This is a genomic window from Blautia sp. MCC269 (assembly GCF_018785655.1).
Lineage (GTDB): Bacteria > Bacillota > Clostridia > Lachnospirales > Lachnospiraceae > Blautia_A.
This window is the reverse complement of the sequence record NZ_WQQE01000029.1, coordinates 18,154-29,735: the sequence shown is the minus strand read 5'-3', so window position 1 is coordinate 29,735 and position 11,582 is coordinate 18,154. Positions and strand designations below refer to the sequence as shown.

Genomic DNA, 11,582 nt, shown 5'->3' with positions numbered 1-11,582 from the left:
ATGGGCAGGGTTGACAAATCTTGTCCTTTTATTATAATCTGATATCATAGTTAATGATTAATTTGACAATGGAAAAAACAGATGGAGGGAAATATGTCAGGAGTAAAGGAAGAATGTGGCGTATTCGGGATTTATGATCTGGATGGAGGAAATATTGCACCATCTATTTATTATGGTCTTACCTCGCTGCAGCACAGGGGACAGGAGTCCTGCGGAATGGCCGTTTCAAGGACGGACGGAGAGAGAGGAAACGTACAGTTTCATAAAGATCTCGGACTGGTAAGCGAAGTTTTGCGAAAAGATGTTGTACATAATATGAATGGTGACATCGGAATCGGACATGTTCGCTATTCCACCACCGGAGAATCTGTTGCGGAGAATGCACAGCCGCTGGTACTTTCTTATATCAAGGGAAGTCTGGCACTTGCACATAACGGAAACCTGGTCAATACAGAAGCCCTGAAATGGGAACTGATCCAGACCGGAGCGATCTTCCATACAACTACCGACTCTGAGGTTATTGCGTTCCATATCGCAAGGGAGCGCGTGCATTCTGCTACTGTAGAAGAAGCCGTACATAAAACCGTAGAGAAGATTCGCGGAGGATATGCCCTTGTGATCATGAGTCCCCGGAAACTGATCGGTGCCCGTGACCCTTACGGACTGAAACCCCTTTGTCTTGGAAAAAGAGACAATGCCTATGTTCTGGCGTCCGAGAGCTGTGCGCTCACATCTGTAGGTGCAGAATTCATCCGTGATATTGAGCCTGGTGAGATCGTCACCATCACCAAAGATGGCCTGAAATCCAGCAAACTGGACGTTCAGAAAAAACATGCCCATTGTGTCTTTGAATATATCTATTTTGCCAGACTGGACAGCACCATGGATGGAGTAAAGATCTATGATGCAAGAATCCGTGGGGGAAAATCTCTCGCAAAATCCTATCCGGTAGAAGCAGATCTGGTAACCGGTGTACCGGAATCCGGACTTCCGGCAGCCAAAGGTTATTCTGAGGAATCCGGAATCCCGTTTGGTTTTGCGTTCTATAAAAACAGTTACATTGGAAGAACTTTTATCAAACCGACCCAGCAGGAAAGAGAGTCCAGTGTTCATCTGAAGCTGAGCGTTCTGGAATCTGTAGTGAAGGGTAAGAGAATCGTTCTGGTAGATGACTCCATTGTCCGCGGAACTACTATTGCAAACCTGATTCATATGCTGAAAGAGGCTGGAGCAAAAGAAGTCCATGTACGTATCAGTTCCCCGCCATTTTTACATCCCTGCTATTTCGGTACCGATGTGCCGTCTAATGACCAGCTCATTGCTGCTCAGCACAGCACAGAGGAGATCCGTAAGATGATCGGTGCAGACTCTTTAGGTTACATGCAGATCGACTATCTGGAAGGCATGGCAGGCGGACTTCCGCTTTGCAAAGCATGTTTTGACGGCAATTATCCCATGGAGATACCGGAAGAAATCAAGCAGGATTAAATGATTATGTGGAATTAATCTCACAGTAAATGCTGGTAACTTTGAAATTTAAAATATGAAAAATAGACAATAAACAAGCGTAACCCCCCAATTTTGTTATATAAAATTCTGGTTTTTATAGGATAACCTTTAAAAATGATAAAAAACATCAACTTGACAAATTCGACAACATGAGACATAATGTGGGACAACCAGATGAGAAGTGACGAAAGCGTACGATAGAGATCTGACGTCACCAGTTTGCCGGCCTTTTTAAGACCGAGAGAAGAGAGGATGAAATTTATGTCTCAGAAAATCAGGTTAAATGCAACAGAAGATGTGAAAGAGTTTGTACAGGCTGCAAGCAAATGCGACTTTGATGTAGATATTTCATATAACAGAGTTATTATTGATGCGAAATCTATTCTTGGGATCCTCAGCATGGATCTGACCAGGGTTCTTACTGTAACCTGTCATGGAGAAGATCACGAGTTCAACCGTTTCCTTCAGAAGTTTGCGGTAGCGTGACGGGCAGGAAGTACAGAGGGAGATAAAGCGTAAAAGACATAAAAAGAAAAGATATAAAAAAAGACAGACGTGACTGCAGAGAGAGGACATCATATGGGAGTCCCTGGCAGGCGTCTGTTTTTTGTATCTACAGCACTATTTGCATCCGTATCACTATATCATAGGAAGAAATCCATCAGATTATATAGAAAAAATCTGTTATTGACAAATAAAAAAAAATAGTTTATAGTAAACCATATTTTATAAGAAAGATAACTGACAAAGGCGTCAGGAACGGATACCAGAGGGGCATTCTCACCTCTGAACACCGTTCCCGGCGCCTTTTCTTTTGCAGCACAACATGGAGGAGGAAATCGAAGATGGCAGTAAAGTATGTTTTTGTAACAGGCGGAGTTGTTTCCGGACTGGGAAAAGGAATTACCGCAGCGTCCCTGGGACGCCTTCTGAAAGCAAGAGGGTATCAGGTGACCATGCAGAAGTTTGATCCTTACATTAATATTGACCCGGGAACTATGAACCCCATTCAGCATGGAGAGGTTTTTGTAACCGATGACGGTACAGAGACAGACCTTGACCTTGGACATTATGAGCGTTTCATTGATGAAAGCCTTGACAAGAATTCCAATGTGACAACCGGTAAGATTTACTGGTCTGTTCTTCAGAAAGAGCGTCACGGTGATTTTGGCGGAGGTACTGTACAGGTAATCCCGCATATCACCAACGAGATCAAGAGCCGTTTTTACAGAGCAAAAACAGCGGATGAGGACAGAATTGCCATCATCGAGGTAGGCGGTACAGTTGGTGATATTGAGAGTCAGCCGTTCCTGGAATCCATCCGTCAGTTCCAGCATGATGTGGGACATGACAATGCCATTCTTATTCATGTTACCCTGATCCCGTACCTTCGTGCTTCCGGAGAGATGAAGACCAAACCGACCCAGGCCAGCGTAAAAGAACTCCAGGGAATGGGAATCCAGCCGGATGTTCTGGTATGCAGAAGCGAGTATCCTCTGACTGATGATATCCGTGGAAAGATCGCCCTGTTCTGTAACGTACCGGTAAGCCACGTACTTCAGAACCTGGATGTAGAATATTTATATGAAGCTCCTCTTGCAATGGAAAGAGAAAAACTGGCAGATGTAGTACTGCAGAGCTTAAGACTTGAGAACCGTAAACCGGATCTTACAGACTGGGAGAATATGGTAGAAAATCTCCGCCACCCGGACAAAACCGTGAAGATCGCCATGGTTGGTAAGTACACACAGCTTCATGATGCATACTTAAGTGTTGTGGAAGCCCTGAAACATGGTGGAATCTCCTGCCGTGCAAAAGTTGATATCGTCTGGGTAGACTCTGAAGAGCTCAATGAGAAAAACCTGGATCAGACCCTTCATTCTGTAGATGGAATTCTGGTTCCGGGAGGATTCGGAAACCGTGGTACTGAAGGAATGATCCTTGCAGCACAGTATGCGAGAGTTCATAAGATCCCGTACCTTGGCATCTGCCTTGGAATGCAGATGGCTATTGTAGAATTTGCCCGCCACGTACTTGGATATGAAGATGCCAACAGCATTGAGCTGGCACCGGAGACCACGCATCCGGTCATTGCTCTGATGCCGGATCAGGAAGATGTGGAAGACCTTGGCGGAACCCTTCGTCTTGGAAGCTATCCGTGTGTGCTGGCCGAAGGCTCCAAATCCTATGAGCTTTTTGGAAAGAAAGAGATCCAGGAGCGTCACAGACATCGTTATGAGGTAAACAATGCATTCCGTAAAGAATTAAGTGAAAAAGGAATGTCCATCGTAGGAACTTCCCCGGATGCACATATCGTTGAGATGATTGAAATTGCCGGACATCCGTTCTTTGTAGGAACACAGGGACATCCGGAATTCAAGTCCAGACCGAACCATGCACATCCGCTGTTCCGTGGATTTGTGCAGGCGGCAGTTGACAAAAAGACGGCAGAAGAAGCTGCAATGAAAGGATGAGAAAAATGAGAGAAGTAGGAAATCAGCAGCAGGGCCTCTACCGCCCTGAATTCGAACATGATAACTGCGGTATCGGAGCCGTTGTTAATATAAAAGGAAAGAAAACACATGATACTGTTGCAAATGCTCTTAAGATCGTAGAGAATCTGGAGCATCGTGCAGGTAAAGATGCAGAAGGAAAAACCGGCGATGGCGTCGGTATCCTTCTCCAGATCTCCCATAAATTCTTCAAAAAAGTCTGTAAGAAAGAGGGCTTTGAGATCGGCGGCGAGAGAGAATATGGTGTAGCCCAGCTCTTTTTCCCACAGCATGAGATCAAACGTGCCCAGGCAAAGAAGATGTTCGAGATCATCGTGGAAAAAGAAGGCCTGGAGCTTCTTGGATGGCGTACAGTGCCGGTATTCCCGGAGGTTCTTGGACATAAGGCAAGAGAGTGTATGCCATGCATCATGCAGGCATTCATCAAGAAACCGGAAGACGTGGAAAAAGGCCTTGCCTTTGACCGTATGCTTTACATTGCCCGCCGTGAGTTTGAACAGAGTAATGATAATACTTACGTAGTTTCCATGAGCAGCCGTACCATTGTATACAAAGGTATGTTCCTGGTAGGACAGCTCCGTACTTTCTTCGGAGATCTTCAGAGCCAGGATTACGAATCTGCCATTGCAGTGGTACATTCCCGTTTCAGTACCAACACAAACCCGAGCTGGGAGAGAGCACATCCGAACCGTTTCATCGTACATAACGGTGAGATCAACACCATCCGCGGCAACGCAGATAAGATGCTTGCCCGTGAGGAAAATATGGAGTCTCCATATCTGAAAGACGAGCTCCACAAAGTTCTTCCTGTAGTCAACCGCAATGGTTCTGACTCTGCAATGCTTGACAATACCTTGGAATTCCTGGTTATGAGTGGAATGGATCTTCCGCTTGCAGTGATGATCACAATTCCGGAGCCATGGGCAAACAATGATACCATTTCCCAGGAGAAACGTGATTTCTATCAGTACTATGCAACCATGATGGAGCCATGGGACGGACCTGCGTCCATTCTGTTCTCAGATGGTGATGTGATGGGAGCTGTTCTTGACAGAAACGGCCTTCGTCCATCCAGATATTATATTACCTCTGACGGATACATGATTCTTTCCTCTGAGGTTGGTGTCCTTCCGGTAGATGAGGAGAAGATCGTATTAAAAGAGCGTCTCCATCCTGGAAAAATGCTCCTGGTTGATACGGTTCAGGGCCGTGTCATCGATGACGATGAACTGAAAGAGAAATATGCGAAAAAACAGCCCTACGGCGAATGGCTGGACAGCAATCTGGTACAGCTCCGTGATATCAAGATCCCGAATCAGAGAGTTATCGAGTATACACCGGAGGAGAGAGCACGTCTCCAGAAAGCATTCGGATATACTTATGAGCAGTACCGTACTTCTATCCGAAACATGGCATTAAACGGCTCAGAGAGCATTGGAGCTATGGGACATGATACTCCTCTTGCAGTATTTTCCAAGGAACATTATCCGCTGTTCGATTACTTCAAACAGCTTTTTGCACAGGTAACAAACCCGCCGATCGATGCAATCCGTGAGGAGATCGTTACTTCCACAAGTGTATACGTAGGAAAAGACGGAAACCTTCTTGTTCAGAATCCGGAGAACTGCCAGGTTCTTAAAATCAACAACCCGATCCTGACAAACACCGATATGCTGAAGATCAAGAACATGAAAAAGGACGGCTTCAAGGTTGTGACCATTTCTACTTTGTATTATAAGAGTACAAAACTGGAACGTGCCATTGACCGCCTGTTCGTAGAGGTTGATAAGGCTTTCCGTGAGGGCGCAAATATCCTGGTCCTTTCTGACCGTGGCGTAGATGAGAACCATATGCCGATCCCGTCTCTTCTTGCTGTTTCCGCAGTGCATCAGCACCTTGTAAAAACAAAGAAGAGTACATCCCTTGCGCTGATCCTGGAGTCCGGTGAACCGAGAGAAGTACATCATTTCGCAACACTTCTTGGTTATGGCGCAAGTGCTGTCAATCCATACCTGGCACTGGATACCATCCATGAACTCATCGATACCCATATGTTGGACAAAGATTACTATGCAGCGGTTGATGATTACAATCATGCGGTTATCAGCGGTATCGTAAAGATCGCTTCCAAGATGGGCATTTCCACCATCCAGTCCTATCAGGGATCTCAGATCTTTGAGGCAATCGGAATTTCCCAGGATGTGATCGACCGCTACTTTACAGGAACAGTAAGCCGTGTAGGCGGAATCACACTGGAAGATATCGAGGATAACGTAGAAAAACTCCACTCTGAGGCATTTGACCCGCTGGGACTTGCCACAGACCTTACTTTAGACAGCGTAGGTGCTCACAAGATGAGAAGTCAGGGCGAGGAGCACAGATACAATCCACGTACCATCCATCTTCTTCAGCAGTCCACAAAGCAGGGCAGCTATGAGATGTTCAAAGAGTATACAAAACTGGTAGACGAAGAAGGCCATGGAAACCTAAGAGGACTTCTGGACTTCAAGTTTGCAAAAGAACCTCTTCCCATCGATCAGGTTGAGAGTGTTGACGACATTGTAAAACGATTTAAGACAGGTGCCATGTCCTACGGTTCCATTTCCCAGGAAGCACATGAGACACTGGCCATCGCCATGAACCATCTCCATGGAAAATCCAATACCGGTGAGGGTGGAGAGAGTGATGAGCGTCTGGATTCCGCAGGAACAGACAATGACCGTTGCTCCGCTATCAAACAGGTAGCCAGCGGACGTTTCGGTGTTACCAGCCGTTATCTGGTATCTGCAAGAGAAATTCAGATCAAGATGGCACAGGGTGCAAAACCTGGTGAAGGTGGACATCTTCCTGCAAAGAAAGTATATCCGTGGATCGCAAAGACCCGTCATTCCACACCAGGAGTCAGCCTGATCTCTCCGCCACCACACCACGATATCTACTCCATCGAGGACCTGGCAGAGCTGATCTATGACCTGAAAAATGCAAACAAATATGCAGATATTTCCGTAAAACTGGTTTCCGAGGCTGGTGTTGGTACGGTCGCTGCCGGTGTTGCAAAAGCCGGAGCACAGACTGTTCTGATCTCCGGATACGACGGAGGTACCGGAGCGGCACCGAGAAGTTCCATCCACAATGCAGGACTTCCGTGGGAGCTTGGACTTGCAGAGACACATCAGACACTGATCATGAACGGACTTCGTAACCGTGTACGTATCGAGACAGACGGTAAGCTGATGAGCGGCCGTGACGTTGCTATCGCAGCGCTTCTCGGTGCAGAGGAATTCGGTTTTGCAACTGCTCCCCTTGTAACTATGGGCTGCGTGATGATGAGAGTCTGCAACCTGGATACCTGCCCGGTTGGCGTTGCTACCCAGAATCCGGAACTCCGTAAGAGATTCCGTGGAAAACCGGAGTATGTGGAGAACTTCATGAGATTTATCGCACAGGAACTGAGAGAGTACATGGCACGTCTTGGCGTTGCAACCATCGACGAGATGGTAGGCTGTACAGATCTTCTTACCGTTTCTGACAGCGTACAGGAGCCACATAAGGGCAAAGTTGACTTAAGTGCGATCCTGAATAACCCATATGCAGGAAAAGGCAAAGTTACTTTTGATCCGAAAGCGGTATACAACTTCAACCTTGAGAAAACTCTGGATGAAAAAGTTCTGGTTAAGAAATGTGCGCCGGCGATCCAGAAAGGTGAGAAAGTTTCTGTAGATGTAAATGTTACCAACACAGACCGTGCATTCGGTACCATCCTTGGATCTGAGATCACGAGAAACCATAAAGAGGGCCTTCCGGAAGATACCGTAACTGTAAACTGTACAGGTGCAGGCGGACAGAGCTTCGGTGCATTTATCCCGAAAGGACTGACACTGAAATTGACCGGTGACAGCAATGACTACTTTGGAAAAGGCCTTTCCGGTGGTAAACTGATCGTCAAAGTTCCGGAAAAAGCCGGATACAAAGCAGAAGAGAACATCATTGTCGGAAACGTAGCACTCTATGGTGCCACAAGCGGAACTGCATTTATCAACGGTGTTGCAGGTGAACGTTTTGCAGTCCGTAACTCCGGTGCAGTGGCAGTAGTTGAGGGTGTTGGTGAGCATGGATGCGAGTACATGACCGGTGGCCGTGTGGTAGTTCTCGGAAAAACCGGAAAGAACTTCGCGGCAGGTATGAGTGGCGGTATCGCTTATGTTCTTGATGTGGACAACGTTCTTTACAAGAACCTTAACAAAGCAATGATCTCCATTGAAAAAGTGGATAATAAATATGATAAAAAAGAGCTTCGTGATCTCATCGAGGCTCATGTAGAAGCAACAGGCTCCGAGATCGGTAAGAAGGTGCTGGCTGATTTTGATTCCTATCTGCCTCACTTCAAAAAACTCATTCCGGATGAGTACAAGAGAATGATCACATTAAGTGCAAAGCTGGAAGAAAAAGGTCTGACCAGCCAGCAGGCACAGATGGAAGCATTCTATGAGAGCATCGGCGTGAAACATTAAGGAGGATGAGGAAATGGGAAAGCCAACTGGATTTTTAGATTATGAAAGAGAAACGGCAAAAGTTCTGCCGCCAAAAGAACGTATTCAGAATTTCAACGAATTTCGTATTCCGTTAAATAAAGAAAAACAGAAACTTCAGGGAGCACGCTGCATGGCCTGCGGCGTTCCCTTCTGCCAGGCAGGTATGATGATCGGCGGAATGGCTTCCGGCTGCCCGCTTCACAACCTGGTTCCTGAGACAAACGATCTTGTATACACAGGAAACTGGAAACAGGCATTTCTTCGTCTGAACAAGACCCACAGTTTTCCGGAGTTTACTTCAAGAGTATGCCCGGCACTCTGTGAAGCTGCCTGTACCTGCAACCTGAACGGAGATCCGGTCAGCACAAAGGAAAATGAGAAAGCCATTATCGAGACTGCCTATGCAGAAGGCTGGGTAAAACCACAGATCCCGCCTGTCCGCACAGGAAAGACAATCGCAGTCATCGGAAGCGGCCCTTCTGGACTGGCAGCAGCACAGCAGCTGAACCGCCGTGGTCACAGCGTAACCGTATTTGAAAGAAACGACCGTATCGGAGGACTTCTCCGCTATGGTATCCCGAATATGAAACTGGAGAAAAAAGTCATCGACCGCAGACTGAAACTGATGGAAGAGGAAGGCGTGAAGTTTGTCACCAACATCAACGTTGGTGTGGACATTACCGCGGAGCAGCTTCTGAAAGATTATGACCGTGTCCTTCTCTGCTGCGGAGCTTCCCATCCGAGAGATATCAAGGTTCCGGGAAGAGATGCAAAAGGAATCTACTTTGCAGTGGATTTCCTGAAACAGGTAACAAAAAGCCTTCTGGATACCGATTTTGCAAAATTCCCATATGAGCTTGCAAAAGGCAAACATGTTCTGGTCATCGGCGGTGGTGATACCGGAAATGACTGTGTGGGAACTTCCATCCGTCTTGGTGCAAAATCCGTAACACAGCTTGAGATGATGCCAAAGCCTCCGGTAACAAGAACACCGTCCAACCCGTGGCCGGAGTGGCCGAAGGTTTTGAAAACCGATTACGGCCAGGAAGAGGCTATTGCAGTATTTGGTCATGACCCGCGAATCTATCAGACAACCGTTACCGAATTTATCAAAGATAAAAAAGGAAATGTCTGCAAGGCAAAGATTGTCAAACTGAAAAGCGTAAAAGACGAAAAGACCGGAAGATTCAACATGGTTCCTATCGAAGGCAGCGAGGAAGTGATTCCTGCAGATGTGGTACTGATTGCAGCAGGTTTCCTCGGAAGCGAGAAATATGTAACCGATGCTTTCCATGTAGCACTGACACCAAGAACCAACGTGGAGACAAAACCGGAGCAGTACGCAACAAGCGTAGACCGTGTATTCACAGCAGGCGATATGCACCGTGGACAGTCACTTGTCGTATGGGCGATCCACGAGGGACGTGAGGCTGCGAAGGCAGTGGATGAATCTCTGATGAGTTATTCATATTTACAGTAAAAAAGTTAAAAATACCAGGGGCAAAGTTCTTTTTGCCCCTAATTTCCTTTAAAAAAAAGTTGACAAAGAATTGACCGATTGCTATAATTACGTCCATGAACAAGGGTGTTCTTCAGGAGCGAAAGCTCTCTGAAGTGCACCCTTTTTCTATTTTTTAGGGTAATTATTTTGTGTGATGAGGAAATAAAGGAGAGAATACTATGGGGAATTATACCAGAGAAGAGATTCTTGCAATGGCAGAGGAGGAAGACGTAGAGTTCATCCGCCTCCAGTTTACAGATATGTTTGGAACTCTGAAAAATATTGCGATCACAGCAAGAGAGCTTCCAAGAGCCCTGGATAACCAGTGCGTTGTATATGGCTCTCATATTGCGGGCATTGTGGGAGAAAAGGAGCCGGATCTGATCCTGTATCCGGATTACGATACTTTTTCAATTCTCCCATGGCGTCCTCAGCAGGGAAAGGTTGCAAGACTGATCTGTGATATGCGCCGTGCAGACGGATCTGAACATGAGATGAGCTCCAGATACATTCTGAAAAAAACAGCGCAGGCAGCAGAAGAGGCAGGATACACCTGCTATGTTGACCCGGAATGCGAGTTTTTCCTGTTTCATATTGATGACAACGGAATGCCTACAACGGTTTCTCACGAAAAAGCCGGATATCTGGATGTAAGTCCGGTGGACTTGGGTGAAAATGCAAGACGTGACATGGTACTGACTCTTGAGGATATGGGATTTGAGGTGGAATCCTCTCATCATGAGACAGCACCTGCACAGCATGAGATTGCCCTTCATTACGGGGAAGCACGTGAGATGGCAGACGCAGTTATGACCTTTAAGATGGCAGTAAGGACCGTAGCCAAACGCCATGGACTTCATGCAACCTTTATGCCGAAGCCAAGACGGGAAGTAAACGGCTCAGCCATGCATATCCATTTTTCGCTGTTTAAAAATGGAAGAAATATTTTTGTGGATCCGGATGATCCGTCCAAATTAAGTAATGAGGCATGCTATTTTATCGGAGGTCTTCTGGCACACAGCCGGGAGATGGCACTTATCACAAATCCGCTGGTAAACTCTTACAAGCGCCTTGTGCCTGGATTCGATGCACCGACAGAACTGACCTGGACGAGAAACAACCAGAATTCACTGGTAAGGATCCCGAGAGTCAATGGTAATGATACCAGAATCGAGCTTCGAAGCCCGGATGCTGCATCCAACCCATACCTTGTTTTTGCGGTATGCCTGGCAGCGGGCCTGGATGGAATCCAGAAGAAGATCTATCCGACAAAAGCTTCTGACCGTTCTCTTTCCGAGTCGGACCAGAAGGAACAGGGTATCGAGAATTTACCGGAGAATTTACGGGAAGCGATCACACTGTTTGAGGAAAGTGACTGGATGAAAGAGATCCTTGGAGAAGATTTCTGCAAACAGTACGCGCAGGCCAAGAGAAAAGAATGGCTGCGTTATTCCCAGGAGATTTCCGACTGGGAGATCGAGGAGTATCTGTATCGAATCTGATGATTGAGGCATAATGGGACGAAAG

The 11,582-nt window shown here is 46.6% G+C and carries 6 protein-coding genes; all 6 read left to right on the top strand.

The window, feature by feature from the left end; translation table 11 throughout:
• Positions 1 to 93: 93 nt before the first annotated feature.
• The 6 genes from purF to glnA all read left to right on the top strand — a co-directional run bounded on the left by purF (position 94) and on the right by glnA (position 11,557).
• Positions 94 to 1,488 carry an amidophosphoribosyltransferase gene (purF, locus tag GPK88_RS10120; protein ID WP_148447565.1) on the top strand — a complete coding sequence of 465 codons (1,395 nt, stop codon included), beginning with the start codon at positions 94 to 96 and terminating at the stop codon, positions 1,486 to 1,488.
• Positions 1,489 to 1,770: 282 nt separating this feature from the next.
• Positions 1,771 to 1,995 (top strand): HPr family phosphocarrier protein, encoded by a 225-nt coding sequence (locus GPK88_RS10115; RefSeq protein WP_118071129.1) that lies wholly within the window; start codon positions 1,771 to 1,773, stop codon positions 1,993 to 1,995.
• Between the two features lie 359 nt (positions 1,996 to 2,354).
• Positions 2,355 to 3,983, top strand: coding sequence for a CTP synthase (pyrG, locus tag GPK88_RS10110; RefSeq protein WP_021977863.1), 1,629 nt, complete (start codon positions 2,355 to 2,357; stop codon positions 3,981 to 3,983).
• A 5-nt stretch (positions 3,984 to 3,988) separates the two neighbouring features.
• Positions 3,989 to 8,533 carry a glutamate synthase large subunit gene (gltB, locus tag GPK88_RS10105; RefSeq protein WP_524536003.1) on the top strand — a complete coding sequence of 1,515 codons (4,545 nt, stop codon included), beginning with the start codon at positions 3,989 to 3,991 and terminating at the stop codon, positions 8,531 to 8,533.
• A gap of 13 nt (positions 8,534 to 8,546) precedes the next feature.
• Positions 8,547 to 10,034, top strand: a complete 1,488-nt coding sequence (gene gltD, locus GPK88_RS10100; RefSeq protein ID WP_118062617.1) for a glutamate synthase subunit beta — start codon at positions 8,547 to 8,549, stop codon at positions 10,032 to 10,034.
• Between the two features lie 200 nt (positions 10,035 to 10,234).
• Entirely contained in the window at positions 10,235 to 11,557 is a 1,323-nt protein-coding gene (gene glnA / locus GPK88_RS10095; protein WP_118062616.1) for a type I glutamate--ammonia ligase, read from the top strand.
• The last annotated feature ends 25 nt before the right edge of the window (positions 11,558 to 11,582 follow it).

What these genes read in the sequence shown, in the direction of transcription:
- pyrG (WP_021977863.1), top strand. Translation starts at nt 2,355, where the DNA reads ATGGCAGTAAAGTATGTTTTTGTAACAGGCGGAGTTGTTTCCGGACTG.
- gltB (WP_524536003.1), top strand. Translation starts at nt 3,989, where the DNA reads ATGAGAGAAGTAGGAAATCAGCAGCAGGGCCTCTACCGCCCTGAATTC.
- GPK88_RS10115 (WP_118071129.1), top strand. Translation starts at nt 1,771, where the DNA reads ATGTCTCAGAAAATCAGGTTAAATGCAACAGAAGATGTGAAAGAGTTT.
- glnA (WP_118062616.1), top strand. Translation starts at nt 10,235, where the DNA reads ATGGGGAATTATACCAGAGAAGAGATTCTTGCAATGGCAGAGGAGGAA.
- gltD (WP_118062617.1), top strand. Translation starts at nt 8,547, where the DNA reads ATGGGAAAGCCAACTGGATTTTTAGATTATGAAAGAGAAACGGCAAAA.
- purF (WP_148447565.1), top strand. Translation starts at nt 94, where the DNA reads ATGTCAGGAGTAAAGGAAGAATGTGGCGTATTCGGGATTTATGATCTG.